The sequence below is a fragment of the Achromobacter sp. 1011811831 genome, from assembly GCF_059760905.1.
On record NZ_JCBANG010000060.1, the window covers coordinates 1 to 26,334 of the forward strand.

Below are 26,334 nucleotides of genomic sequence, written 5' to 3' on the forward strand. Positions count from 1 at the left end.
CCGTCGCCGCGCGGGCCAGGCCCTCATCCAACCGCAGCCGCAACCCGCAATGAACATCCCCCTGCTGATCCTCTGTCCCATCGCCGAGCGCCATCTCGACATCCTGTCGCAGCGCTTCGACGTCACCTATGCCATCACCAACGAGGCGCGCAAACAGGCCGTCCAGGAACGCGGCCATGCGTTCCGGGCGGTGCTTACCATTGGCACCATCGGCCTGAGCGGCGAGGAAATCGCCGCCATGCCCAAGCTGGAGCTGGTGTCCTGCATGGGCGCCGGCTACGAAACCGTGGACGCGGCCGCCGCCAAGGCGCGCGGCATTGTCATGACCAACGGCCGCGGCGCCAATGATGACTGCGTCGCCGATCACGCCATGGGCATGTTGATCTCCGTCGTGCGCAATTTCCGCAAGCTGGACCAGCAATGCCGCGCCGGCCTCTGGCGCACGCAGATCCCGGTGCCGCCCGGCGTGTCGGGCAAGCGACTTGGCATCCTGGGCATGGGCGCCATCGGCGAAAAGATCGCCACGCGCGCGCAGGGTTTCGGCCTGAGCATCGGCTATCACAACCGCAATCCCAAGCCCGGCTCGGCGCACCCGTATTTCGACAGCCTGACCGCCATGGCCGAATGGTGCGACGTGCTGCTGTGCGTGGCGCCCGGCGGCGCCTCGACCCGCCACCTGGTCAACGCCGCGCTGCTGCGGGCGCTGGGTCCGCGGGGATACCTGCTGAACCTGGGACGCGGCAGCATCGTCGACACGGCGGCGCTGGCCGCCGCGCTGCGCGACGGCGTCATCGCCGGCGCGGGCCTGGACGTCTATGAAAGCGAACCCGAGCCGCCCGCCGAGTTGCTGGCGCTGGACAACCTGCTGCTGACGCCGCACGTGGGCGGCTGGTCGCCGGACAGCGTGGAAGCGCAGTTCACGATCTACCAGCAGAACCTGGATGGACACTTTTCGGGGCGGGGCGTGGTCACGCCGGTTTGACGCCGGACATTCAGCCCTTGCGCGCGACGATGTACGGCCGCCGGTCGCTGCCGCCGTCGGCGTGGATTTCCGTCGCCAGGATCTCGAACCCGGCGGCGGCCAGTTGCCGCTCCAGCGCCGAGGCGCTGAACGCGCCGGCATAGGGCGCCTTGCCGATGGCGCGCATGGCCGGCAGCAAGGCCAGCCGGATCAACGGATTCATGTCGCCCAGGCACGGCGTCTTGGAGATGAACAGGCCGCCGTCGGCCAGCAGGGCGTGGATGCGCCGCAGCGTGCCGGGCAGGTCGCGCACCAGGTGCAGATAGTTGAACGCCAGCACCGCGTCGTGTTGGCCGGCCCGCAATGCCGGATCCTCAGCCGTCGCGGCGAGGAAGGACAGGGCGGCAACCGGGGCGGCGGCCAGCTTTTCCTGCGCGATCGCGATCATGGCCGGCGAGAAATCCGTGCCCAGGTAGCTGGCCACGTCGGCCGCCAGCCGCAGGGCGGTGCTGCCGGTGCCGCAGCCCAGTTCCAGCACATGGTCGCTCTTTGCCAGCAGTTCGCCGGTGCGCCGCAGCGTGCGTTCATAGCCTTGCGGATCCGAGACAGCGGAAGCCGCGTATCGGCGCGCGCTGCGGTCCCAGAAACGGGCGTCGTTGCTCAGGGTCATGGGGCGGTCCTTGGGCGGGCGGGGCGGACGCCCGGCGCAAGGCAGCATACACCGGCGCCCCTGGCGCCGGGCGGGCGGATGCCCGCCGGCGCACCGGCCCAGGCGGGGACCGGACCCGTCGCGGGCAGGATTCAGGTCCGACGCTTGACCAGCACCACCAGCGACACGCCCAGGATGATGAGCGCCGACGCCGCCACCAGGAGCTGCGTCACGGCCTCGCCCAGGAACAGCGCGCCGCCGAACGCCGTCAGCACCGGCACGCTCAGCTGCACGGTGGCGGCGTGGGTCACCTTCAGTTCCTTGAGCGCCGCGTACCAGAGGATGTAGCCCAGGCCCGAGGTCACCGCGCCGGAAGCCACCGCATAGATCACGCCGGTGGGATCCAGGTCCACGTGCGAGGCCTGGAACTGCAGGAAGAACAGCACCAGGGCGATCGGCGTGGCGCGGATGAAGTTGCCGGCGGTGGCCGAGGCCGGATTGCGCGAGCCCCGGCCCGCCACCGAGTAGGCGCTCCAGGCGATGCCCGAGACGATCATCAGGAAGCCGTAGAACAGGGGCGGGGCGCCGACGCTGGGCAGCATCAGCATGACCAGCCCGCTGACCGCGAAGGCCACGCCGATGCTCTGCACGAAGGACAGGCGCTCGCCGATGACCAGGCCATACAGGATCATGCTGATCTGGATCGAGGCGAACAGCAGCAACGCGCCCGTGCCGGCGGGGATCTGGGAATAGGCAAAGGCGAAGGTCATCGCATAGGCCAGCAGCGCCAGCGCGCCGAACCAGCTGCCCTCCAGGTTGCGGGACTGTCGCTGCAGATACAGCACCAGCCAGAGGATCAGCGCGCCGGACAGCAGCCGGATGGCGACAAAACTGGTTGGATCGATCGGCGTCTGCTTGAGCGCGATGCGGCACAGCAGCGAATTGCCGGCGAATGCCAGCAGGGACAGCAGGGTCAGCGCGAACAGGCGGGGAGTCATGGAGGAGTCAGCCCAGGAAATGTTTGACGGCGTTGATTTCGTCTTGCTTGACCAGCATGGGGAAATGCCCCGTGCCCGCCACGGTGTAACGTTCGGCGCGCGGGCCGCGCCCGGCCATGGCGCAGGCGTTCTCCTCCGTCAGCACGTCGGAATTGGCGCCGCGCACCAGCAGCACGCGGGCCCGGATCCGGTCATACCAGTGCCACAGGTCCAGGTCCGCGCCAGCGTCGCGGAACAGCTGCTCCGCGATGCGGATGTCGTAGCGCAGCGTGTAGCCGCCCGCGCCATCAGGCTCGATCATGTGGGCGGAGACGGCGCGCCACTGCGCGTCCGACAGCGGTCCGCAGGACGCGGTCATGATCTTGAAGGTGAGCACCGCCTGCTCCAGGCTGCGAAAGCGCACCTCGCGCTGGATCGAGCGCGCCGCCTTCAGGAACACCTCGCCGGCGGTGACCGTGCCCACGTCGTTGAGCACCAGGCTGCGCACCGCGTCGGGATGCGTCGCGGCATACATCATGCCCAGTATCCCGCCCAGCGACGTGCCGATGATGTCCACGGGCCGGCCCCGCAGGCCGGCCGAGTCCGCCAGCGCGTGCAGCACGCGCAGATAGGTCTGGTGGTTGTAGTCGGCCGGATCCGCCAGGCGGTCGCTGTCGCCCCGGCCGGGCAGGTCCAGGCAGAGCACGCGCCGGTCCGCCGCCAGCGCGCGCGCCAGGAAGTCGAAATCGCGACCGTTGCGGTTCAGGGCATGCAGGCACAGCGCCACGCGTTCGGCGTCGGGCCGGCCCCATTCGTGGACCGCGATGCGGCAGGCGGCGCCGCCGATCTCGCAGCCGATGCTCAGCTGGCGGGGCGCGTTCTCGGCGCGCCTATCGGGATGATTCATGGTCTTCCATCCAAGGTGGGAGCACGCCGTCGATGGCGCAGGCGATGCCGGCCTGGGCCTGGCCGCGGGCCCTGAAATCGGCGATGCAGGCGGTGGTTTCCGCCACGACCTGATCGGTCACGGCGCGATGCGCGATGGCCTGCACCAGCGCCTTGGTCGCCGGCAGCGAGGCCGGGCTGCCCTGGACGATGTCGTCCACGCAGCTGGCCACCAGGCCGTCCAGCTCGCCGCTCGGGCAGATCTGGTGCAGCAGGCCCGCCTGCAACGCTTCCTGGGCCGACAGGGGCCTGGCCGTCAGGAACAGGTATTTCGCCAGCCTGGGGCCGAGCGCCTGCACCACATAGGGGCTCATCAGCGCCGGCAGGATTCCGACGCGGACCTCTCGCGTCCGGAAGCGGGCGTGATCGTTGGCGATGGCAATGTCGCAGGCCGCCACCAGCCCCAGCCCGGCGCTCAGCGCATCGCCCTGGATCTTGGCGATGGTGGGGACCGGCGAGTCATGGATCGCCTTGAACAGGCGGGCCAGCGTCGCCGCCGAGCGCAGGTTGTCGGCCGGCGAGGCGTGCGCGCCGGCCTGCATCCAGCGCAGGTCGATGCCGGCGCAGAAGGTGTCGCCCTCGGCCGACAGGACGATGGCGCGCAGGCCGGCCTGTCCGGCCAGCTCGCGCAGGGCGCTGGTCAGGGCGGCGATGACGCCCTGGTCCAGCAGGTTGGCCGTCTCGGGACGGCAGAGCCGCAGTTCGGCCCAGCGGCGCTTGGGGTCGAACTGGACGAGGACGGGCGGGCGGGGGGAGGGGTGGGACATGGCGGTCCGGGCGGTCGCGGTTCAGGCCAGGGCCGCGTCGGCTTCGGACGCCGAGGCCAGCTCGTCTTCCAGCGCCTCGAGACGGGCAATGGCCCGCTCGATATCGTTGCCGTAGACCTCCAGCATCGCGTGTATCCAGCGTTCCAGGCCCATGCCGATGCAGGCCGTGTAGGCGGTCTGGCCGTCCACGCTGCTGATATTGAAGCGCTGGCCGAAGAAGTTGCGGTGGAAGTTGGACGAGGAAATCGCCAGATCCTCGCCGTACACCATTTCCTGCTTGGTCGGGAACATCTTCTGCGTGACCGCGCGGGTGGAGTTGGGATCGAAGAACGGGTCCATCGCGTTCTCCAGCCGAGTCTCGACGCCCAGGGCGCCCGCCAGGTCATGGATGCGGCCGCGCGCCAGGCTCAGCGCCCGGGTCACCGGCTCCATCTCGCCGATGAACACGATCTCGCGCATGCTGAAGGACTTCAGCCGCCGCAGCCCCAGGTAATGGCTCTCGTTGCGGTAGCAATTCGCCGCCGTGGTGATGGTCTTCAGGCGGCCGACCGGCGCGTCGCGGTGATGGCTGTACACGGGATAGCAAGCCGCCGGCGGCAGGATATGGGTCGCGTGGGCCAGGCAGTCGTGGCTGATTTCGGTCCAGGCTTCCCGGCTGGCGCCGCGCCTGTCGTTCATGGCCTGGGCTTCAGTCGCGGACACCAGCAGCGGCAGCTGCGGGAAGTTCTTGAAGTAGTCCAGCGCATCCACGTCGGCCACCTTCAGCAGCGGCGGGAACTGCATGCGCTCGGCCTGCAGCGAGGCCGCGATGTTCAGGAAGCTGGCGTCCAGCAGGTCCTTCAGCCGGACCGCCAGCGGATCGAGCGTGGCCAGCCCTTCGTGGGTAGCCCAGTGCTTGCCGGAATCACACATTCACCACCCCCGCTTTCTGGTTGAAATTGTCGTAGATGCCGCGAACCGTGCGGAAGGCGCCGACATCGCCGGAGTCGAGCAGGATCTCGCAGCCGAAGTGGTCCTCCAGGAACAGCAGGAACTCCACGAACATCAGGGAATCGACGATGCGGCTTTCGATCAGGTCCACCGTGTCGTCGATATGGACGTCGCCCAGTTCCGGATTGCGCTCCGCGACGAAGCGCTTGATTTTCTGCGTCAGTGCGGCCAGGGCCGGGTTTTGATTATTCATTTCAGGCTGCCCCTATCTTTGCGAAGAATTTCCTTACCTTGGCCGTCATGGCCTCGTGGTGGGATTGCCGGCCCGGATCGGCCATGACGGCATTGCGAAATTGATAAGCGTCGGCGATGCCCGCGTCCCGGTACATGGCCGGGTAATACAGCGAGTCCAGGCACCAGCCGATATAGCGATCCAGATAGGCGCGGCATGCGTCGATATCCTCATCCGCGCAATTCTTGCGCGCCTTGTCGAACAGATCCGCCACGATGGCGCGGCCAAAGGCCATATGGCGCGCCTCTTCATAATGGTGCAGGGCATTGAGTTCGCGTATTACCGCGGGCACGGCCTCGTCGGCCGCGATAATGACGTTGTAGTAATCGAGCATTTCCTCCAGGATCAGGATCCTGGCGAATATCAGGAAGGCATTGGCGGCGGGCTTTAATGGCTGCGCCTGGAATTGCGAGCGCTTGTCGACATAGACCTTGCCGCCGTAACGGGTGCAGAAATTGGAAAAGAACCAGCTATGGTTGTTTTCCTCGCATACGAAATGGTGCATGTAGTCGGATACGTCCTCATAGCCGGGGCTGTGCATGCAGTTCAGCACATCGCGCAGCAGATGCCGTTCGCCGTGGACGTTGAAGCTGTAGAACCAGATGCTTTCCCATTTGCTGAGCCTGAGCAGCTGCTCGGGCGTCAGCGTTGCGCCTGCCTGGGTGCCATGCACCGTCATCAGCTCTTGCGGCATCCACATGACGTCCTCGGGCAGCGACTCGGGCCAGTCGATGTCCAGGAACGGATTGGTCTTGTTCCGGATGGACAGGGCCGTGAGGCGGTCGACAGTCGCCTTGCGTTGGGCGTGCGTGTCGGTCCTGACCGGATTTGCGGTATCCAGCATTTTGTCTCCTTCGCATGACATGGTTATCTTTCTGACGAAGCCGGCCCGTCGCGGGCGCGCCGGAAAACCTTGCGCCCCGGGCCGTAAAACAGCAAAACGCCTGCCGGCATGCGCATCCAGCGCGTGCGTGGCATATCCGGCGCGCTTTCTCGGGGAAAGCGCGCCTGAAACAGGAAGAGGGGATATTCAGACGACCGGCGGACGCCGGCCATGCCCGATCCGAAAATGCTGCGAATAATCAGACGCCCGGAGCGGAGAAATCATTGATAATCCCTTCAGTGACAAAAAATAACTAAACGGAGTATGCAGCCATGATCACCTGGAATAAATGGTGCGTCACGAATTTCACTCTTGCGGAACTTGGAGTAATTTTTGATGGACAAGCTGAAAAGCATGGCGGCATTCGTATGTATCGCGGAGCAGGGCAGCCTGACCGCCGCCTCGCAGGTATTGGGCGCATCCTTGCCGACAGTGGTGCGTACGCTGGCGGCGCTGGAAGCCGACCTGGGCGTGCGGCTGTTCAACCGCAGCACCCGGCGCATCGCGCTCACCAATGAAGGCCTGTGCTACCTGGACAGCTGCCGCCACGTGCTGGCGACCCTGGAAGAGGCCGAATCGGCGCTGCGCGAAGACACGGGCGAACTCGCCGGCCAGCTGACGATCACGGCGCCGGTACTGTTCGGCCAGATGCACGTGGCGCCGTCGCTGAATCGCTTTGTCCGGCAACACCACAAGGTGCGCTGCAGCCTGATGCTGGCGGACCGCCAGGTGAATCTGCTGGAAGAGGGCATAGACCTGGGCGTGCGCATCGGCCGGCTCAACGATTCCTCGCTCGTCGCGCACCAGGTCGGGCAGGTGCGGCGCATGGTGGTGGCCGCGCCCGCCTACCTGTCGGCCCAGGGCGAGCCGACGCATCCCAAGGACCTGCTGCAGGCCAACTGCATCGACTTCTCCGGCGCCGGCCATTCCTGGTGGGCCTTCCAGAACAATGGCCGCATGTTCACCTTGCCGGTGGCCGGCAACCTGGAGTTCAACCATGTCGCCCCGGCGCTGGGCGCCTGCCTGGACGGCCTGGGCTTTGGCATGTTCCTGTCCTACCAGGTGGCGCCGCACGTGGCGCAAGGCCGCCTGACCACCGTGCTGGCCGACTACGAACTGCCGCCCCGGCCGGTCAGCGTCATCTATCCGCACGCAAAGCTGCTGCCGGCCCGCACGCGCGCGTTCATCGAATGGATCAAGACGGATCTGGCCAGCGAGGGCTGCTTCACCAGCGCCGCCCCTATCCCCGCAGCACCTGCCATTCTTCCTTGCCGATGCGGCTGATGTGCTCGGTGCGATAGTCGTTCAAGAACGGGTTGAACTTGTTTTCCTCGGTGTGCTGATGCCTGAACCCGCACTTGGCCTGGGCCTTGGCCGACTGCAGGTTGTCGGCGAAATAGCCGCACCACAAGGCCCGCATGCGCAGGTCTTCGAAGGCATGGCGCATCAGTTCGCCGACGGCTTCCGGTATCAGCCCCTGGCCCCAATAGGGCACGCCGATCCAATAGGCCACCTCGGCCTCGTCGTCGGCGATCTCGAAATTGCTGTCCTGGCCGATCAGCAGGCCAGCCATGCCGATCGCCATGTCGTCTTCCTTGCGCGCCACGGCATAGACCTCCGGGCGCGCGAACACGGTCTGGATCACCTCCAGGCTATAGGCCGGGCTGTCGTGCACTGGCCACCCTGCGATGGGACCGACGCGGTCATCGCTCGCGTAGCGATACAGGCTGGGCGCGTCGCTGTCGCGCCAGGGGCGCATGATCAGGCGTGGGGTGTGCAGCATGATTCCTCTCTGGATTCCACCGATGAAACAGGCCGAATTGTAGAAACGGACAAGCGCGAGGGTAAGGCAGTGATCTGGGTAGAATCGGTAAATTTGAAAACTAGTGGCTGGAAATTGAAGAATCTTCCAGCAAAAAACAGCCTAAATGGAAACTTGCTACCAGGCTTTGGCTGACGGCGCCGATGATGTGTACATGGGCGACTGCCAATTCGACGCGCCGCTCGGCCGCCCCGTGCCGCTGGCCTATGTGACCGTGCTGGTCTGCCGCCAGGGCAGCGCCGAATGGGAAGTGAATTTCCAGTCGTACCGGATGGCGCCGGGCGATTTCCTGGTGCTGGCCGAGGATTCCATCGCGCGGCTAAAGAGCAGCACGGACGGGTTCGCCTGCGCCGCCTACCTGATGAAGCGCGCCATCGCCGCAGAGGTCGCGTCCGGTTTACCCAACCGCTTGTTCCGCTACCTGAGCCGCAACCCGTTCTTCACCGCGGAGCAGGGCGGGGCGGCATTCATGGCCGCCTGGCAGGCGCTGGCCGCCATGCTTGGCCAGCAATGCGCCAGCCATCGACGGGCCATGCTGGTCAATCATTTCCAGAACCTGTTCCTGTGGATCTGCGAACGGACGGATGCACTGCAGGCCGAGGCAAGCAACGATTTCAGCCGGCCCGAGGCCATCTGCTGGCGGTTCTGGGAATTGATAGGCAAGCACTGCCGGCGCCAGCGAGAGGTCGGGTTCTATGCCGACCTGTTGCACATCACGCCCTATTACCTGGCGCAACTGAGCCGGAAGTACTTCAACGACGCCCCCAAGACGCTGATCGACCGCCAAGTGGTGCTGGAGATCAAGAAGCAGCTGGCCCAACCCGGGCGCTCCATCCAGCAGATCGCCGATGCGCTGCACTTCGCCGACGCGTCCTATCTGGGCAAGTACTTCAAGCGCCATACCGGCGCAGGCCTGGGCGAACGACGGAAACACCAGGCGGCGGCCTTGGGCAATGCAAAAAGCAAAACCGCAATATGAAATGCAATTTTGCCATGCATCATTTTAAACAATGAATTAAACAGAAAATAATTACTAAAACATCATTTCATAAATTCAAGTCATTGATATTTATGGGATTTATTCATTTCTAAAATGTCGTAAATATGTTTACTGCATTGCAGCATTCAATCTAGAATCAATGCAGGCCGGCAAGCTTGACATGGATCACATGGCGCCCCGGCGAACCGGCGCGGCACGCATCAGGAATGAAACCCGCGGCACAGGATTCACTTCTGGCCGGCGCATTGCGTTGATGGCCCCCAAATCAAAGGAGAAACACCCGTCCACACCATGATTGGATGACCCGGGCAGTTGCATTCGCACGAAAGCGTTATTGATGTTGCGTGAAATCCGACAAAGGCGCCGCGAGCGTCCGGATTGGAGGAGACCTTTACTCATCCTGCGGGATGGGCACTCAACCAGCACTTTCGAGGGATTAACCATGCTTGCTTTTGTCAAAGACGCGGGGTATCGAATTGGTGAGTTTGAGTTCAAAGCGGGTTGGCTGACGGACGCCGAGAAATCCACGCTGGACGTCCTGGCCAGCCATTACGGCGACGTCGCGCGCACGCCGGAAAAACTGTCGGACGAGATCGATCTTTCCCACCTCCGGGCGGACGTGCTGCGCACCTTCCCAGGCATCGCCAGCGCTTCGGAAACGATCAAGGATCTGCTTGAGACGCGCTATTCGGCGCTGATCCTGAAAAAAAGCGGCCTGGCCGGCCTGGACCTGGACCAGCAGCGCCGCATCCTGTTCCTGCTATGCCTGGCGCTGGGCTGGCCCACGCCGACCGACAGGGTCAATCGCCAGATCATCTGGGACATCAAGAAGCGCGAGCTGCCCGCCGGCCAGGTTTCCACCTTCTCGGAAAACGCCTATGAGGCCAAGCTGCATACGGACACCCAGTACTTCCCGAATCCCGAGAGGTACACGCTGCTCTATGTGGTGCGGCCGGCCGACGACGGCGGCGTATCGCTGATCCGCGACGGCCATCACATCGTGGACTCGCTCAAGAACGGCAGCCAGGGCGACTGGGCGTTCCAGCACCTGTCCAGGACCAAGCTGCCGTTCCGCATCCCCACGTCGTACACCAAGGAACGCCGGCAGGACGTGGCCGAAGCCACCTTCGCGCCCATCTTTGCCGACAAGCCGCTGATCCGCTACCGCAAGGACACGCTCGAAGCCGGCCTGAAAGCCCATCCCGAGTACGACACCGCCGAGAACCGGCTGGCGCTCTACATCCTGGAGAACGTCATCGGCAACCAGGAATTCACCACCACTTGCCGGCTGGACGCGGACGACATCCTGCTGACCAACAACCATGAAGGCTTGCACGGCAGGACGGAGTTCAACGACCACGCGCGCCACCTGATCCGGATCCGCATCAGCGACCAGCGCCACGCGTCCCAGGACGCAACCCTCAGCTAAACAGGAGAACAGGCATGTCGGACACATTGGCTATCAACGCGGAGCCGTCGGGCATCCCGATACCGGCAAGGTACTTTGCCGCAATGGCGATTCTGATCGGCATCTTCATGGGGGCCCTGGACACGTCGATCGTCAATGTGGCCCTGCCGACCATCGCCAAGGAACTGGACGCCACGCCGGCCGCCATCATCTGGGTGGTGAACGCCTATCACGTGGCCAGCGCGGCCACCATGATCACCTTCGCGGCGGTCGGCGCGGTCTTCAGCTACCGCCGGGTCTATTGCATCGGGCTGGCCGTCTTCACCCTGACCTCGATCGGCTGCGCCGTGGCCAACGACCTCTGGACCCTGGTCGCATTCCGCAGCCTGCAGGGCTTCAGCTACGCCGCCATGGTCAGCATCGGCATCGGCATGTACCGCAAGATCTATCCGCCCGAGCTGCTGGGCTCGATCCTGGGCATCAACGCGCTGATCGTGGCGCTGGGCACGGTCGCCGGGCCCACGCTGGGCGGCATCATCGTGTCGACGCTGGGCTGGCCCTGGCTGTTCCTGATCAACGTGCCGTTCGGCGTCGCGGCGCTGTACCTGGGCCTGCGCAACCTGCCGGCGGACGAGGGCAGCGGCGCGCGGCTCGACCTGTCCAGCATCGGCTTTTCCGTGCTGGCCATCGGCTTCGTGGTGATCGCCATCGACCAGGCCGGCCGCTGGGACAACGGCATCGTCTGGACCTTGCTGGCCTGCGGCGCCGTGCTGGCCACCGTGTTCCTGCGCCGGCAGCGCCGCCTGGACGCGCCCTTGCTGCCGCTGGACATCTTCGCGTCCAAGCGCTTTTCCTTCGCCGCCGCGGCCTCGCTGGCCGCGTTCTCGGCACAGGGCATTTCCTTCGTGGCCCTGCCGTTCCTGTTCCAGTCCGTCTATGGATACAGCGCCATCCAGTCGGCCCTGCTGTTCACGCCGTGGCCGGTGGTGGTGACCGTGGCCGCGCCGCTGTCCGGCCGGCTGTCCGACAAGATCAACGCGACCCTGCTGTCCACCATCGGCGTCGGCATCTTCGCGCTGGGGCTGTTCCTGATCGCGTCCATGGACCACGCGCACGACGTCACCGACATCCTGTGGCGCCTGGGCCTGTGCGGACTGGGCTTCGGATTTTTCCAGGCGCCCAACAACAAGGAGATGCTCAGCAACGTGGCGCGCGCGCGCAGCGGCGCCGCCTCGGGCGTGCTGGCCACGGCCCGCACCCTGGGCCAGTCGCTGGGCGCGGCGGTGGTGGCGGTGGTGCTGTCCGGCGTGGCCAGCCAGCTGTTCGCGAGCGGCAAGGTCGGACAGATGCAGACCGCGCTGTGGATCGCCGGCGCGATCGCGATGGCGTCCTGCTGTCTCAGCCTGGTGCGCATCCATCGCTGAGGCGACAGGGCAGGGCCGCCGTGGACGAAGCCCGCGCGCGGCCATGGCACAATCGCCCTGTCATCCGAATGCAGACAGGCACGAGGCGGCAAGGACCAGGAAGCGGCCCTTGCCGCCTCGCCGCGTTTCTCCCATCGCTTTCAACTTCCATGGAAATCATGATGTCGGACAGCAAGACACTCGTCGTCATCGGCGGCAGCTCGGGCATCGGCCTGCGCACCGCGCAAGTGGCCGCCGCGCAGGGCGCCCAGGTCATCATCGGCGGCCGCGACCGCCAGCGCCTGGACGAGGCCCTGAAGACCCTGCCGCAGAATGCCATCGCCAAGCAGGTCGACGCCTTCTCCAGCGCCTCGCTGGCGTCGTTCTTTGAAGACCTGCCCGTGGTCGACATGCTGTTCACGCCGGGCACGAACTACACCGTCACCCCCTTCGCCCAGGCGACCGAGGAACAGGCGCGCAGCCCGTTCGAGGGCAAGTTCTGGCCGCAGTACTGGGCCGTGCACGCGGCCCTGCCCAGGCTGGCGCCGGATGCCTCGGTCCTGCTGATGTCGGGCGCGGCCAGCGCGCGTCCCATCAAGGGCGGCGCCGCCTACGCCGCGGCCAACGCGGCCATCGAGGGATTGGCCAGGGGGCTGGCCACGGAACTGGCGCCGCGCCGCGTCAACGCGATCGCGCCCGGCACCATCGACAGCGACCTGTGGCAGGCGCGCCCCGCCGAGCTGCGCGAGGCCGCCTTTGCCCAGTACCGCGCCAGCACGCTGCTGCAGGCCGTGGGCCAGGTGGACGACGTGGCCAACGCCGCCTGGATGCTGCTTTCCAACCGCTACACGACCGGCACGACGTTCTTCGTCGACGGCGGCTACGCACTGCGCTGAAGCGGAAACCGGCCGTCGGCGCGCCGGCCGGCCGGACGCGCACTGTTTTTCAACCGCGCACAGGAGTACAGATGGACGCGCGCAAGACCCTGCTGGACAAGCTCGAAGCGCTGGACGCGCTGGACGAAGACCATTTGCCGGTCGTCACGCTGGACGAGTATTTCGACGGCAACGAACAGGAGGACTCCATCGCGCCCAACCAATGGGGCTACGGACGTCCGACCCTGCGCGAGATCCATGCCCATTTCCAGGCCATCGCCCGGCGTCCCGACGTGCAAGGCGTCTACGTGGGCCTGCACCAGGATTGGGGCATGGCGCTGGAATGCGACGACTGGCCAGCCGCCGAGAACATCCACGTGATCTCGTCCGCATCGCAGGCGGACGCCGAGCAGTGGCTGGAAGGCCTGGAGGCCGACGGCCTCGTCACCGGCTGGCCCTACGGCAAGCATGCCGCCGCGCCGGAAGCGGGGGAGGGGTTCCAGGTCTATACGGTCTGCTGGGACTGATTCTTCCCGGGCGTGGTCCGGCCGCTACGCCTGCCTGGCGGCACGGCCCGCGCGCGGACATGCCTGTGCGCTGGATTCAGGCCCAGGCATCCAGGATCGTCCGTGCCAATGGCGCGACGTCTTCTCCGGCCAGCAGCCGCAGCCGGACCAGCAGGGCATTGGGGCGGGCGGCCGCGATGCTGAACGGCTCGCTGCCGATGGCGTCCACGCCCGCCTGGCGCAGGCGCGACACCAGCTCCTCCGCGCGCCGGCCCCGGCCGGCCGGCAGCCACAAGCCCCAGCCCGCCGTTGACGGCGACCCCAGTGTCTTCAGCTCCGTGCGGGCGACGGCCTGCCACAATGCGCGCGCATGTTCCGCCTGCCGCGCCTGGATCGCGCCGACAGTGCCGTCCTCCAGCCAGTGCCGCGCCAGCTCGATGAGCAGGGGCGCGCAAGCCAGCCCCCATGACATGGCCAGGCCCTCCAGGACTCGCCGGTTCGGGTCGGGCGCGACCAGGTAGCCAAAGCGCAGCCCGTCGCCCAGCAGGCCGGACATGCTGCCGACCAGCCAGGTCCGTTCGGGCGCCAGCCGGTACAGGCCGGAGGAGGCCCTGGGCGCCAGATGCCGGTAGGTCAGGTCTTCGATCAGCGCGAAATCATGCTTGCGGGCCAGCTCGGCGATGGCGCGGCAGCGCTGCGGCGGCATGACCCAGCCCATGGGCAGATGCGCCACGGGCATGCAGTACAGCGCCTTGATCCGCCTGCGGCGCAGTAACCGCTCCAGCTCGTCCGGCAAGGGACCGTCGCCGTCGAAGGCGATCGGTTCCAGGTCCAGGCCGAGCTGGCCGGCGACGAGCTTCCAGCCGGGATAGGTGATGGCGTCGGCCGCCACCCGCTGCCCGCGCTGCGCGATCGCCAGCGCCGCCAGCCGCAATGCCGCCTGTCCGCCGTGCGCGACGCAGATCCGCTCCGGCGGCACATCCAGCCCCATTCCGGCGAAATGCGCGGCCAGGGCCCGCTGGATCGACGTCCTGCCCAGCGGGCTGGCCTGTCCGGTCAGCTGCGCCAGGTCGGGCTGGGCGGCAACTGCCTTGAGCGCGGCGCGCAGGTCCTGCGCCTCCAGCGCTACGGCACTGCGGCCCAATGACGCGTACCTGGCCGCCGCCGACAGCGGGCCGGCATCCATCGGCCGCTCGCGCACGAAGGTGCCACGCCCGACTTCGCCGATGACCAGCCCCTGTTGCCGCAGGCTGGCGTAGACCCGCGCTGCGGTGCTGGGACCGATGCCGCGCAGCCTGGCGAAATCCCGCACCGGCGGCAGGGCGCTGCCGCCAGCGAGTTCGCCGCCGCGGATGGCCGCCGCCAGTTCCGCCGTCAATCGTTCATAGAGGTTCATGTCGCGCGCAGCCGGGTCCGATGTGATCAATACAATGAGTGGATTGTATTGCTATACGGCGCCATACTGCCTCACACAATAATTGGAGGTCATGGTGGACATGTCGATGCAGGCCATGTTGTTGATGTTCGCGCTGGGCTTGCCCTGCGGCGTGGTGGCGGTGACGGCGGGAGGAGGGGTGACGCTGGGCGTGCCGCTGCTGATGCTGGTCGGCATTGCCGCCGATGACAGCGTCATCGCGGTGAAGGTGGCGCTGTGGGCCGCCTTCCTGACGGGCTCGCTGGCCCATGCGAAGAAACTGCCGGAGACCGCCGTGCCGGTGCCCGGATGGCTGTGGCCCATGTGCCTGCTCGGTTCCGTGCTGGGCGCGCAGCTCCTGACCATCATCGACCCGATGCGGCTGCGCAGCGTGGTGCTGTTCCTGCTGGTTGCGTCCATCGTCGGCACGTTCTGGGCCGGACGCCGCCCGAAGACGGTCAACGTCTCGCCCAGCGCCATGCAGCGGCTTGCCGGTTTCGTGCTGGTGCTGGTGCTGGCGGTGTATTCCGGGTTCTTCGGCGCCGGCTATGGCGTCTTCCTGATCCTGACGCTGGTGGCGCTGCACGGCCACACGCCGTCCACCGCCGCCGCGCTCGGCACGCGGCTGAGCCTGGTCATCTCGACCGCTTCCGTGGCCGTGTTCATCTGGCGCGGCGTGGTGCCGTGGCCGACGGCGCTGCCGCTGGCGCTGGGCTGTGCGCTGGGCGGCACGCTGGGCGCGAAGGCGGTCAGCCGGCTGGGCGATGGCGTCGTGCGCATGACCACCTGGGCGGTCAGCATCCTGGCGGCGATCAAGCTGCTGGCGACGTAAGGGCAGGGCGCCCGGAGCGACCGCGCGCCGCCCGGGGCCAGGCCAGGGCGGCGGGAAAGCCGCCTGCAACAAGCAAAAGCCCTCCCGCGAGGGAGGGCTGAGCAGGCCGTTACAGCGCCTGCATCTCGGTGTTGGCATTGCGGCCGGGGGCCGGCGTCGCCGGTGCTCCTCCGGCTGGCGCGACCGGCGCCGAGGCGGGCGTGGCGCCCGGCACCGGCACTTCCACATACGGCAGCTGCAGCACCCGGCTCGTCATGCCGCGGATCTGGTTGGTCAGCGCCGGACTGTCGTTGAGCTTCTGGCCATACGACGGAATGATCTCCTTGAGGCGCGCCTTCCAACCCGCTTCCATCTGCTGTGGAAAGGCCTTGGCCAACAGGTTCAACATGATGGGAGGCGAGGTCGAGGCTCCGGGCGAGGCCCCCAGCAGCGCGGCAATGGTGTTGTCCTTGTCGGTCACGACTTCGGTGCCGAACTGCAGGATCGCGCCTTTCTCCGGATCGCGCTTGATGACCTGCACACGCTCACCCGCCGTCACCAGGCGCCAGTCCTCGCGCTTGGCCTGTGGGTAATACTTGAGCAGTTGGGCGTGACGGTCCGCGTCGGTCAGTTGCGCCTGGTCCACCAGATACTTGACCAGATCGAGGTTCTCCATGCCCACGTCCACCATGCTGGCGACGTTGTTGTGGGTCACCGACGAGAACAGATCGAAGGTCGAGCCCTGCTTGAGGAACTTGGTCGTGGCCAGCGCGAACGGACCGAACAGCACCACCGGCTTGCCGTCGAGCTTGCGCGCATCCAGGTGAGGCACCGACATCGGCGGCGAATCGGTATCGGCCATGCCGTAGGCCTTGACCGCGTGGCGGCCGGCAACGGCCGGCGCATCGAAGGCCAGGAACTGGCCGCCCACCGGGAAGCCGGCGTAGTTCTTCGACTCGGGAATGCCGGACAGCTGCAATACCTTGAGCGACGCGCCGCCGGCGCCGATAAAGACGAAGCGCGACTTGACCGTGCGCTCCTGATTGGTCTTCAGGTCCTTGACCGTGACGTTCCAGGTCTTGTCGCCGTTCTGGCGCAGCGCGGTGACCTCGTGCCGCAATTGCAGCTTGAAGTTGGGGTTGCGTTGCAGGCCCTGGGTCAGCTGGTTGGTGATGACGCCGAAATTCACATCGGTACCCAGCGGCATGTAGGTCGCGGCAACCTTCTGGCCGGCATCGCGGCCCTCCATCAGCAAGGGCGCCCACTGGCGGATCTGCGCCGGGTCGGTGGAATATTCCATGCCGTAGAACAGCGGGCTCTTGACCAGGGCATCGCGACGCTTGCGCAGATACTCGATGCGGTCATCGCCCCAGACGAAGCTCATGTGGCCGGTGGGGTTGATGAAGTCCGACGGCTGGCCCAGGCGGCCAGCCTTGACCTGGTGCGCCCAGAACTGGCGTGAAATCTCGAACTGTTCGGCAATGTTGATGGCCCGCTTGATGTCGACGGAACCGTCAGGCATCTCGGGGGTGTAGTTCAGCTCGGCGAAGCCCGAGTGGCCGGTGCCCGCATTGTTCCAGCCATTGGAGCTTTCCAGCGCCACGCCGTCCAGGCGTTCGAAGAGCTCGACGCGCCAGTCCGGCTGCAATTCCTGCAGGTAGGTGGCGAGGGTCACGCTCATGATGCCGCCGCCGACAAGCACGGCGTCGAGGGGCTTGTCGTTGTCCGGAGCCGGGACCGAACGTTGGTGCAGCGGCCAGTACAGGAACAGGGCGACTGCAATCACCACCGTCACGACCAGGCTGCCCAGGATCTTGAGAAACTTTCTCATGGGTATAAGACCTCACGGTTCAAGGGATCATATTGTTGTAGTTATGGGCACTTCAGGGAAAAGGGGAGTGCGGCACCTCCGGAGCGGGCGAATACGCAAGCAACTTCCTGGGGGGAGCCGGGATGGGGCTGTTGCGGGAATATCATGGAATGGGAGCCTGACCGGCGGCCCGGCTCGCGGCAAGCCAGGGCTGAATCTGTCGCTGAGTGCGGAGTCAGGTCACGCGCGCAGGCCCAAGACTAGCCGAAACCACTGTGTCGAACCGCAATACCCAGGAAGCGAGCATTGACTTCCAGGGCCCGCCCATTTTCCCTGACAAAAGTCAGCCAATAGGCGTGCAGGCGGTCCACTTTATTGCTGGATGGCACGGAAATCATGGAGCCTCCAGGCGGGATCCTTCCGCAACGCGGGCGAGCGGGTGCTGTACCGCTGGAACCAGAGCCGCGAGTCAAACCAAGCCATAGGCAGAGCTATGAAAGCGCATGCCCAATAGTCGCGTGAAGCGGCAACTAGCGGAGCGGTGCTGGCCCTGCCTTCCGACGCTAAGCGGAAGGCAGTCCAAGCCATCCATGGGTGCCAACGTAAATGCCGACTGCGAAGATCAGCACACTGGACAGGTAGGGAGCCCGCCGAGCAATTGCGCTGAACCAGGGAGGAGCACGCTGGGTAACGTGCCGCACGCCAAGCGCCGCAACTGCCCCAACAGTAACCAGGGTAATGGCCAGCCCGATCGAGAAGCACAACACCAGCACAGCCCCCAAGGTGAACTCCTTTAACTGCAAACACAGGAGCAACACGGTGATGGCCGCAGGGCAGGGAACAAGACCTCCCGTCAGTCCAAACAGGGCGATCTGCCAGTTGGTCACATTCCGGTTCGCGAATCGCCGACGGATGTCGGTGGCATGCGCCAGCTGGTGGGCGTCCTGATATCGCTCACCCGCGACATCCAATCCGCGCAACGCTTCGTGAATGTGATCGTGCTGGTGGCTGTCTGGCTCCAGGAACGCGACGTCATGGCTGTGGACGCGGCCATGCCCGGTGTCGGCCTGGTGTCGCTCCAGACCGTGGGTGTGCCCGTCGTGCTCATGATTGTGATGGGAGTGGTCGTGCGCCTCGCCATGCTGTTCCCGCCAGGTTCGCCAGAACATCCAGGCCGCGATCAGCACGATGACCACGCCCGAGGCCAGCTGGAAGTAGGGCTCCAGTTCCTCTGCCGCCACGCCTTGCCATAGATACATGCCGCCCAGGCCGATGCCCCACACGATCAGCGTGTGCGAGATGGTCGCGGTGACGCCGAGCAGCACGGCCTGCCACACCGTTCCCCGGATCGCGACGATGAAGGCGGCCATCATCGTCTTGGAGTGGCCAGGCTCGAGGCCGTGCAGGGCGCCCAGCAGGATGGCGCTGGGAATGAACAGCCAGGCGTGCGACGCGCCCCGGGCAAGCAGCTCGGCAAACGACAACATGGGAGACATGGCCCCTAGAGGTACTTGGTGATCTCTTTGAATTCGTCGATGGTGCGCTGCTTGTCCGCGTCCAGATCGCCCACGGCGTCTTGCAGGCAATGATCGATATGGTCCTGGATCAGGATCTTCTTGGCCTGCGAGATTGCCTTTTCGACGGCGTGCAGCTGCTGGGCCAGATCCAGGCAGGGACGATGCGCTTCCATCATCTGCAGGATGCTGCCCAGATGGCCTTGCGCCCGCTTGAGTCGCTTGGCGACAGCATCGTGATGGTGGTGGGGATTGGTTTTTTCCATGCGGCATCATATCCCCCCCGGGGGGATATGATCAGGAAGGCCATGTGGCCGGCATGGGATCGAAGCCTGGGATGTACCAGCGGCGAGCCGGCTGGAACGGGCACGCCACAATACAATCCACGCTCCAGAAGACACCACTGAACCAGCGAGACCAGTCATGCAGATCGCCATTGCGTCCGACCACGCCGGATACGAACTGAAGGAACAGCTCAAGAGCGCATTTGGCGACATCGAATGGCTGGATCTGGGCACGGATGGCGAAACGTCGGTGGACTATCCCGATTTCGGCTTTGCCATGGGCGAGGCGATCACCAGGCGAAGAACCACGCAGGGCATCATCATCTGCGGATCCGGCATCGGTATCTCCATTGCCGCCAACCGGTATCCGGCGGTGCGGGCGGCCTTGTGTACGGACGCCACCATGGCGCGCCTGAGCCGCCAGCACAACGACGCGAACGTGTTGGCGCTGGGCAGCAGGATCGTCGGGCTTGAGGTCGCGCGCGATTGCGTCCGGGCATTCCTGGATACGCCATTCGAAGGCGGACGCCATCAAAGACGGACGGACAAGCTGGGAAGCGTGAATAAAGCGGATTGAAGCGGCGCCAGCACGGCGGGGAACACGGGGACCTAAGCCGGCAAAGCGCGGCTGCAGGGTGAAGCCGCCCGAAATTCGCATAATTTTTACTTTACATAATACACATTATGCGTAATACGACCCCAGGCGAGAGATGAGCTCCCGTCGGCGTTCTTCGCTTGCGGCCGACGTTCCCGGTGCGGTTCCCATCTCCCCACGGATTCGCCATCTGAATCCTCGACTCACAAGGATCAACCGCCCGACAGCCTCCGCGAAATCCAGGCTCTCATCCCTCGTTATCGGCAACCCGCTAGAACGCCGCCTCATAGATCGCCAGCGCGTCAGCCTCAGTGACTTCCCGAGGATTGTTCACCAGCAATCGCGTCTGCCGCATGGCGTCGCTGGCCATCCGTGCCAGATCTCCCCGTTTGACGCCAACCTCGCCCAGGCTGCGCGGAATCCCCGTGTCGACCGCCAGCTGTTCAAAATAGCCGACCAAGGCAGCCGTCCTGGCCTCGTCGCTGCCCGTCGCGCCCGGTACCACCACCCCGGCGATCTCGGCATAGCGCCTGCTGGCGGCTGGCGCGTTGAATTTCAGCACTGGCGCCAGCACCAGCGCGTTCGACAGCCCGTGCGGCACATGGAAAATACCGCCGATGGGATATGCCAGCGCATGCACGGCCGCGACCGGGGAATTGGCGAAGGCCTGCCCGGCGAACATCGCGCCCAGCAGCATGGCGCTGCGCGCTTCCTTATTGCCGCCGTCCCGGCACGCGGTCAGGATATTGCGGGACAACAGCTCCAGCGCCTTGATGGCCAGCGTGTCCGACACCGGGTTCTTCAGATGCGCCGAGGTGTAGGCCTCGATGGCATGCACCATGGCGTCGATGCCGGTATAGGCCGTGGCGGCGCTGGGCAGTCCCAGGGTCAGTTCCGCATCCAGAATCGCCAGATCGGCGTACAACTGCGGCGCGACCACGCCCATCTTGGTGGTTTCCCCGGTCGTCACGATGGATACCGCCGTCACTTCCGAACCGGTGCCGGCGGTCGTCGGCATCTGCACCAAGGGCAGTCGCTGGCCGGACACTTTCCCTACGCCATACATGTCCGCCAAGGGCTGCTGGCCCGCCAGCAGCACGGCCAGCAGTTTCGCCACGTCCATGGACGAGCCGCCGCCCAGGCCCAGCACCACCTCCGCGTCTGCCTGGCGGGCGCGCTCGGCGGCTTCCAGCACGACGGATTCCGGAGGATCGGCGACCACATCGTCGATCACGGTCACCTGCCAGCCATGCCTGGCCAGGTCGGCCAGGGCCGGCGCCAGGAGGCCGCTCTTGTGCAGGAAGCCATCGGTGACGAGGCACAGCCGGACCTGCGCCGGATACTGCTTGCGCAGCAAGGCGCCGAGCTGGCGCGCCGCGCCGAATTCCGAAATGATGGTTGGGACAGTCTGGAATTGGAAAGCGTTCATAGGACGTTGCATCAGGAGTTGTTCAGCAAGGTTTCACGCAGGAACGCGGCGGCCCGGATCAGCATGACGCGCCCGGTATCGATACGGCCCGCCGACGTGATGATGCCATGCGCGTGCGCTGGCAGGTGATGATGTTCGACACGCGCGCCGGCCGCGATGGCTCGCGCGGCGTAGGCCACGCCCTCGTCCGCCAGGGGATCCAGCCCGCAACTCAGCAGGAACAGGGAAGCGTTGGACGGGCGCGGCGCCAGGAGTGGAGAAAGAAGCGGAGAAAAAAGCGAGGGAAAACGCGCGTCGTCCAAGGAAGTACCCGGTCGCAGGTAGTGGTCGCGGAACCAGTGCATCGAGTTGGCGGTCAGTGGGAATCCGGCCACGATGCGTTGGTACGAAGCCGTCTCGCCACGCAGATCGGTCACGGGATAGAACAGCACCTGCGCCCGCACGATGCAAGCCCGAGGCAACAGAACCTGCGTGTTCGCCAGGACCGCGGCCAGGTTGCCGCCGGCGCTGTCGCCCGCCAGGCCCAGCCGCGAAACATCCACGTCCAGGCTCGCGGCATGATCGACCAGCCAGCGCAACGCGGCGGCGCAATCGTCCAGCGGTGTTGGAAACGGATGCTCGGGCGCCAGGCGATAGTCGACGGCGTACACCGCGGCTCCGCTTTCCCTGGCCAGCGTCCGGCAGATGGCATCGTGCGTGTCCAGGTTGCCGATCACCCAGCCTCCGCCGTGCATGAACAGCACTGCCGGCGGCTTGCCCGATGCGTCGCGGCGATACTCACGCACGCGCAGGGTCGCGCCTGGAACCGGCACCTCATGATCGCGGACGACGGCGCAATCGGCGCGCGGCAGGCCATTGGCCTCGCAGCCGCGCAGGTAGTTCTCCCGCGCGGTGGCCAAGGGCACGTCCTGAAAAGAAATCTCGCCGCTTTCCCGATAGGCCTGGATCAGGTCCCGCGCATCCGGGGCGATCGAGGATAGCGGGACGCGCTCGACGTCCTGCTTGCGCCGTTCGCTCATCGCGCCGTCTCCGCGCGCAGCCACAGATAGTCCTCCGCGTTCCAGCGCACGGCCGCCTGGTACTGATCCGCGGTCCCGGACCAGTTGTTGATGACCTTGCCCGCCGCGTTCTTGTACCAGCTGGAGCAGCTGGCGGAAAACGCCGACGTGGTCATGTCCGCCTGCAAGCGCTCGTTGTAGCGGGCATACACCAGCGGCTTGACGCTCAGCGCCGCGCCCTGCTCCTGCCCTGCCCTTAACGCCTCGACGATGTAGCGCTGCTGGATTTCCAGCATGGTGATGATCGAGTTGTGATTCAGGTTGGTATTGGGCCCGTAGATCAGGAACATGTTCGGGAAATCCGGCACGGCCATGCCCAGATAGGCGGCCGCGCCCTCTGCCCAGGTCTGCGACAGGTTGGCGCCCGCGGCGCCCAGCACCGCCAGATCGCCATGGAAGGCCTGGCTGGCAAAGCCGGTGCCGAACACCACCGCGTCGAACGGCAGTTCTTCGCCGTCGGCCGTCACGATGCCTTGCGCATAAAAGCGCTTGATCGCACGCGTTTCCAGCGTCACGTTGGACCGCGTCAGCGCCGGATAGAAATCGTCGGAGCGCAGGATGCGCTTGCAGCCCAGCTCGTAGTCCGGCGTCAGCTTGGCACGCAGCTGCGGGTCGGCGACCTGCGCCGCCAGGTGCGCCTTGGCGATGTCGACGCCCTGCCGCTGCTCGTCCGTGCCCATCTGGGTGCGGCGAAAACCGTTCTCCCGGAAGGCATGCAGATGCTTGCGCGAGGCCTCGAAGGTAGCCGGGTCGGCCTCATAGGCGTCCAGTTGCTCCTGCGTGAACACCTGCTGATTGCGGGGCATGATCCAGTTCGCCGAACGCTGGAACACCGTCAGGTGCGCGACATCGGGCGCGATTTCGGGCACGTACTGCACCGCCGACGCGGCATTCCCCACGGATGCCACGCGCTTGCCGCGCAGTTCGACGGCGCCATTCCAGCGCGCGGAATGGAAGCTCGCGCCCCGATAGGTTTCCAGGCCGGGGAAGGCCGGAATCGACGGCTGGTTGAGCTGCCCCCACGCCGGCACGAAGTAGGTTGCCGTGTAGCGCTCCCCTCCCCGCACCTCGAAACGCCACAAGCCGCTTTCGCCGTCCCAGCGCGCCTCGGTGATCTCGCGATTCAGGCGCAGATGCGCGCGCAGGCCGTAGGCGTCGGCCAGGCGCTGCATGTAGCCCAACAGTTCCTCGCGCCCCGCGTACATGCGGCTGACGCGCAGGTGCGGAAAGAATGAATAGCAATAGAGATGGGCCTCGGTGTCGCAGGCCGCGCCCGGATAATTGTTGTCCAGCCAGACGCCGCCGATATCGCCGGAGCGCTCGAGGATGACGAAATCCTCGTCGCCGTTGCGCGCCAGTTGGGCGCCCATGCCCAGGCCGCCGAAACCGGCGCCGAGGATCAGGGTGCGGAAATGCGTAATGCGTTCACTCATGATGCTTCTACTCCAATCGAATCAGGCGCCGTGACGGTCCTGGTGGGCGCGGTCCACCTCGTGCAGGGACACATTGCGGGTTTCCGACAGCACGGCCAGCGCCAGCAGGGACAGCACCACGGTGCCGGCCAGATAGGTCACGATGGGTCCGGTGCCGCCGTAGTCGCGCAGCAACAGGGTCGCGACCAGCGGCGCGATCGAACCGGCCACGATGGTCGCGATCTGGTAGCAGAACGATGCGCCGGCATAGCGCATCGAGGTCGGGAAGATCTCCGAGAAGTACGCCGCCTGCGGGCCGTAGCAGAGCGCCTGGAAGAACAGCCCCATGCAGATGACGCCGAGGATATGGACGTTCGAGCCCGAATCCAGGCCAGGGAAATACAGGAACGCCCAGACCAGCAGCCCGGCATAGCCCAGCGCGATGCAGGCCTTGCGTCCGATGCGGTCGGACAGGTAGCCGCCGAACAGCATCGAGAAGAACTGGAAGATGTTCGCGATGAACATGATGAACATCACCGTCTGCGACGGCAGCTTGGCGTGCACGGTGAGATAGGTGATGGAGAACACCACGATCACGTAATAGACCGTGTTCTCGCCCACGCGCAGCAGGATGCTGAAGAACGTCTTGCCCGGATAGGCGGCCAGCGCGTCCTTGAGCGAGGCCGCCTTCTTGCGCGCCTCCTTCTGCCGCCGATAGGACTCCACAAAAATCGGCGCGTCCTCCACCGAACGGCGAATGTAATAGCCGACGAAGACGATGATCCCGGACAGCCAGAAGGCCACGCGCCAGCCCCAGTCCAGGAAGGCCTCCTTGGACAGCAGCGAGGACAGGCCGAACAGCACGATCGACGCCAGCACATTGCCGATGCAGGCCGCCGATTGCGGATAGCTGGCCCAATAGCCGCGCCGCTCGGGCGGCGAGTGTTCGGCGATCAGCAGCACCGCCCCGCCCCACTCCCCGCCCACGGCGAAGCCTTGGATGAAGCGCAGCAAGACCAGCAGCGCCGGCGCAGCGAAGCCGATGGCCTGGAACCCCGGCAGGCATCCCATAAGGAAGGTGGAAGACCCGACCAGCAGCAGGCTGAACTGCAGCAGCTTCTTCCGGCCCAGCCGGTCGCCGAAATGGCCGAACACGATGCCGCCCAGCGGCCGGGCGATGAAGCCGACGGCATAGGTCGCGAACGCGGCGATGATGGCGCTCAGCGGGCTGTCGACCTTGGGGAAGAACAGCGGCCCGAACACCAGCGTGCTGGCCACGCCATAGATGAAGAACTCATACCACTCCGCGACCGTCCCGGCCATCGAGGCGGCCACGACTTTCTTGATTTCACTGTTGCCTGCTTGCTGCGCGGGAATCCCGCCTGCCGGGGCGACGCCCGCGCTATTGCTGATGGCCATGCCGACCTCCTCCTCGTAACCGATTTCTTGTCTGTCTTGGGGAAAGCGCGATCATCAATCTTGATTGCGCTCAAGACATGTGGAATAAAATCCATATAGGAGACGGGAGCGTATCGCTGGCCCCAGAGCCGCGTCTTGCATCAGCGCGCAAGCGACTTGCGCCAGGCTGCAAAGACATCCTCCAGGAGAGACATATGCAGTTGGTTTTCGATGCCCGGCAGCATGCGCTGCCGCAACGGTGCGAGTTATGGCAGACGGCGCTGTGCAGCGCCTACATTGCGCTGGATGCGGAACTGCCGGGCACCAACGACTACCAGGGCAGCCTGAGCAAGGATGATTTCGGTCCTGTATCGATCACCGACATCCGGCTGTCGCAACATGTGATCCGGCGACGCAGGCAGCATCTGGCCCAGCTCGACAAGGACTGCTACTACCTGCAGATCCTGCAGAAGGGCCATGCCCAGCTCGTCCAGGGCAGGCACGAACTGCCGTCGAACCAGGCGGTCGCCGCGATGTTCTATTCCGGCGAGCCCTACGACCTGCAATGCCTGGCCGACATCCGCGCGCTCTATCTTGAAATCCCGCGTGAAAGCCTGAGAAACCGCATGGCGCGCCAGGATTTCCCCATCGCGGGCAACGTCGGCATCGGCAGCGGCGTCGGCAAGCTGGCCGCGCAGCTATGCGTCAACCTGGCGGCGGAAAGCCGCGCCATCACGCATGCCGACAAGGCCCGGCTGGGCGCCGAACTGCTCAACATCGTCGCCCTGGTGCTGGACCGCGACCCGGGTCCGGACACGGATGGCGACCCGCATCGGCTGGCGCGGCTGAGCCTGATCCAGTCCTGGATCGAACAGCATCTGTCCGACCCTGAACTGTCGCTCGAAGCCATCGCCCGGCATCACAACATCTCGGTGCGCCTGCTGCATCATCTGTTCCGCCAGGAAGGCGAATCGCCGGCGGAATGGATCTGGAGCCGGCGGCTGCAGAAGTGCCATGACCTGATCCGCTCGCCGCAGGAAATGCACCGATCGATCACGGACATCGCCTACTCGCTGGGCTTTAGCAGCTCTTCGCATTTCAGCAATGCGTTCAAGGCCAGGTTCGGCATGCGGCCCAGCGAGGCGAGACGCAGCTAGGCCGCGACCACGAGGCAACCGGCGCAGGCCGAAC

At 65.7% G+C, this 26,334-nt stretch carries 26 protein-coding genes; 10 read left to right on the plus strand and 16 right to left on the minus strand.

Annotated features, from left to right (window positions below):
• The first annotated feature begins 49 nt into the window (after positions 1–49).
• Positions 50–982 carry a 2-hydroxyacid dehydrogenase gene (locus AC6LJ9_RS20490; protein ID WP_498149010.1) on the plus strand — a complete coding sequence of 311 codons (933 nt, stop codon included), beginning with the start codon at positions 50–52 and terminating at the stop codon, positions 980–982.
• A 10-nt stretch (positions 983–992) separates the two neighbouring features.
• Here the strand turns inward: AC6LJ9_RS20490 and AC6LJ9_RS20495 are convergent, their stop codons facing one another.
• The 7 genes from AC6LJ9_RS20495 to AC6LJ9_RS20525 all read right to left on the minus strand — a co-directional run bounded on the left by AC6LJ9_RS20495 (position 993) and on the right by AC6LJ9_RS20525 (position 6,365).
• Positions 993–1,631, minus strand: a complete 639-nt coding sequence (locus AC6LJ9_RS20495) for a class I SAM-dependent methyltransferase (RefSeq protein ID WP_498149011.1) — start codon at positions 1,629–1,631, stop codon at positions 993–995.
• 131 nt (positions 1,632–1,762) lie between these two features.
• Positions 1,763–2,608 (minus strand): DMT family transporter, encoded by an 846-nt coding sequence (locus tag AC6LJ9_RS20500; protein ID WP_212320046.1) that lies wholly within the window; start codon positions 2,606–2,608, stop codon positions 1,763–1,765.
• 7 nt (positions 2,609–2,615) lie between these two features.
• Positions 2,616–3,494: an alpha/beta fold hydrolase gene (locus AC6LJ9_RS20505; RefSeq protein WP_498149012.1), complete on the minus strand. Its 879-nt coding sequence runs from the start codon at positions 3,492–3,494 to the stop codon at positions 2,616–2,618.
• Positions 3,478–4,299, minus strand: coding sequence for an enoyl-CoA hydratase-related protein (locus tag AC6LJ9_RS20510; protein WP_498149013.1), 822 nt, complete (start codon positions 4,297–4,299; stop codon positions 3,478–3,480). The genes AC6LJ9_RS20505 and AC6LJ9_RS20510 overlap by 17 nt, the downstream gene beginning before the upstream one ends.
• Positions 4,300–4,320: 21 nt before the next feature.
• Positions 4,321–5,211 carry a class-II aminoacyl-tRNA synthetase family protein gene (locus AC6LJ9_RS20515; RefSeq protein WP_498149014.1) on the minus strand — a complete coding sequence of 297 codons (891 nt, stop codon included), beginning with the start codon at positions 5,209–5,211 and terminating at the stop codon, positions 4,321–4,323.
• Positions 5,204–5,482, minus strand: a complete 279-nt coding sequence (locus AC6LJ9_RS20520; protein ID WP_212322329.1) for an acyl carrier protein — start codon at positions 5,480–5,482, stop codon at positions 5,204–5,206. The genes AC6LJ9_RS20515 and AC6LJ9_RS20520 overlap by 8 nt, the downstream gene beginning before the upstream one ends.
• Position 5,483: 1 nt before the next feature.
• On the minus strand, positions 5,484–6,365 hold the full coding sequence (locus AC6LJ9_RS20525; protein WP_498149015.1) for a diiron oxygenase: 882 nt from the start codon (positions 6,363–6,365) through the stop codon (positions 5,484–5,486).
• Positions 6,366–6,740: 375 nt separating this feature from the next.
• Between AC6LJ9_RS20525 and AC6LJ9_RS20530 the strand changes: the two genes are divergently transcribed.
• A complete protein-coding gene (locus tag AC6LJ9_RS20530) occupies positions 6,741–7,688 on the plus strand; it encodes a LysR family transcriptional regulator (protein ID WP_498149016.1) in 948 nt (315 codons plus the stop codon).
• Here AC6LJ9_RS20530 and AC6LJ9_RS20535 read toward each other — a convergent pair.
• Positions 7,645–8,187 (minus strand): GNAT family N-acetyltransferase, encoded by a 543-nt coding sequence (locus AC6LJ9_RS20535; protein WP_498149017.1) that lies wholly within the window; start codon positions 8,185–8,187, stop codon positions 7,645–7,647. The two genes, AC6LJ9_RS20530 and AC6LJ9_RS20535, sit on opposite strands and share 44 nt — an antisense overlap.
• A gap of 145 nt (positions 8,188–8,332) precedes the next feature.
• Between AC6LJ9_RS20535 and AC6LJ9_RS20540 the strand changes: the two genes are divergently transcribed.
• From AC6LJ9_RS20540 to AC6LJ9_RS20560, 5 genes are all read left to right on the plus strand, one after another.
• Complete coding sequence (locus AC6LJ9_RS20540) at positions 8,333–9,205, plus strand: helix-turn-helix domain-containing protein (protein WP_498149018.1); 873 nt, start codon at positions 8,333–8,335, stop codon at positions 9,203–9,205.
• 463 nt (positions 9,206–9,668) lie between these two features.
• Positions 9,669–10,655: a TauD/TfdA family dioxygenase gene (locus AC6LJ9_RS20545; RefSeq protein WP_498149019.1), complete on the plus strand. Its 987-nt coding sequence runs from the start codon at positions 9,669–9,671 to the stop codon at positions 10,653–10,655.
• A 14-nt stretch (positions 10,656–10,669) separates the two neighbouring features.
• A complete protein-coding gene (locus AC6LJ9_RS20550; RefSeq protein ID WP_212318285.1) occupies positions 10,670–12,058 on the plus strand; it encodes an MFS transporter in 1,389 nt (462 codons plus the stop codon).
• Between the two features lie 158 nt (positions 12,059–12,216).
• The gene (locus tag AC6LJ9_RS20555) at positions 12,217–12,933 is read left to right on the plus strand and encodes an SDR family oxidoreductase (RefSeq protein ID WP_498149020.1); all 717 of its coding nucleotides are present in this window, start codon (positions 12,217–12,219) and stop codon (positions 12,931–12,933) included.
• A gap of 71 nt (positions 12,934–13,004) precedes the next feature.
• On the plus strand, positions 13,005–13,439 hold the full coding sequence (locus AC6LJ9_RS20560) for a YfbO family protein (protein WP_212318289.1): 435 nt from the start codon (positions 13,005–13,007) through the stop codon (positions 13,437–13,439).
• A gap of 76 nt (positions 13,440–13,515) precedes the next feature.
• Here AC6LJ9_RS20560 and AC6LJ9_RS20565 read toward each other — a convergent pair whose 3' ends face one another.
• A complete protein-coding gene (locus AC6LJ9_RS20565) occupies positions 13,516–14,814 on the minus strand; it encodes an aminotransferase-like domain-containing protein (RefSeq protein WP_498149021.1) in 1,299 nt (432 codons plus the stop codon).
• 91 nt (positions 14,815–14,905) lie between these two features.
• Between AC6LJ9_RS20565 and AC6LJ9_RS20570 the strand changes: the two genes are divergently transcribed.
• Entirely contained in the window at positions 14,906–15,664 is a 759-nt protein-coding gene (locus AC6LJ9_RS20570) for a sulfite exporter TauE/SafE family protein (RefSeq protein ID WP_498149022.1), read from the plus strand.
• Positions 15,665–15,773: 109 nt separating this feature from the next.
• Here the strand turns inward: AC6LJ9_RS20570 and mqo are convergent, their stop codons facing one another.
• The 3 genes from mqo to AC6LJ9_RS20585 form a co-directional block, all read right to left on the minus strand.
• Positions 15,774–17,474 carry a malate dehydrogenase (quinone) gene (gene mqo / locus AC6LJ9_RS20575; RefSeq protein WP_498149023.1) on the minus strand — a complete coding sequence of 567 codons (1,701 nt, stop codon included), beginning with the start codon at positions 17,472–17,474 and terminating at the stop codon, positions 15,774–15,776.
• Positions 17,475–18,016: 542 nt separating this feature from the next.
• Positions 18,017–18,940 carry a nickel/cobalt efflux transporter gene (locus tag AC6LJ9_RS20580; protein ID WP_498149024.1) on the minus strand — a complete coding sequence of 308 codons (924 nt, stop codon included), beginning with the start codon at positions 18,938–18,940 and terminating at the stop codon, positions 18,017–18,019.
• A gap of 14 nt (positions 18,941–18,954) precedes the next feature.
• On the minus strand, positions 18,955–19,233 hold the full coding sequence (locus AC6LJ9_RS20585; RefSeq protein WP_212318307.1) for a metal-sensing transcriptional repressor: 279 nt from the start codon (positions 19,231–19,233) through the stop codon (positions 18,955–18,957).
• A gap of 157 nt (positions 19,234–19,390) precedes the next feature.
• Here AC6LJ9_RS20585 and rpiB point away from each other — a divergent pair, with 157 nt between their 5' ends.
• Entirely contained in the window at positions 19,391–19,828 is a 438-nt protein-coding gene (rpiB, locus tag AC6LJ9_RS20590; protein WP_498149025.1) for a ribose 5-phosphate isomerase B, read from the plus strand.
• Between the two features lie 289 nt (positions 19,829–20,117).
• On the opposite strand, the gene AC6LJ9_RS20595 is transcribed toward rpiB, so the two are convergent.
• The 4 genes from AC6LJ9_RS20595 to AC6LJ9_RS20610 are packed head-to-tail and all read right to left on the minus strand — an operon-like array spanning position 20,118 to position 25,164.
• Positions 20,118–21,275, minus strand: coding sequence for an iron-containing alcohol dehydrogenase (locus AC6LJ9_RS20595; protein WP_498149026.1), 1,158 nt, complete (start codon positions 21,273–21,275; stop codon positions 20,118–20,120).
• Positions 21,276–21,286: 11 nt separating this feature from the next.
• Complete coding sequence (locus AC6LJ9_RS20600; protein WP_498149027.1) at positions 21,287–22,294, minus strand: alpha/beta hydrolase; 1,008 nt, start codon at positions 22,292–22,294, stop codon at positions 21,287–21,289.
• A complete protein-coding gene (locus tag AC6LJ9_RS20605) occupies positions 22,291–23,766 on the minus strand; it encodes a flavin-containing monooxygenase (RefSeq protein ID WP_498149028.1) in 1,476 nt (491 codons plus the stop codon). The genes AC6LJ9_RS20600 and AC6LJ9_RS20605 overlap by 4 nt, the downstream gene beginning before the upstream one ends.
• Positions 23,767–23,787: 21 nt before the next feature.
• A complete protein-coding gene (locus tag AC6LJ9_RS20610; protein ID WP_498149029.1) occupies positions 23,788–25,164 on the minus strand; it encodes an MFS transporter in 1,377 nt (458 codons plus the stop codon).
• Between the two features lie 194 nt (positions 25,165–25,358).
• Here AC6LJ9_RS20610 and AC6LJ9_RS20615 point away from each other — a divergent pair, with 194 nt between their 5' ends.
• Entirely contained in the window at positions 25,359–26,300 is a 942-nt protein-coding gene (locus AC6LJ9_RS20615; protein WP_498149030.1) for an AraC-like ligand-binding domain-containing protein, read from the plus strand.
• The last annotated feature ends 34 nt before the right edge of the window (positions 26,301–26,334 follow it).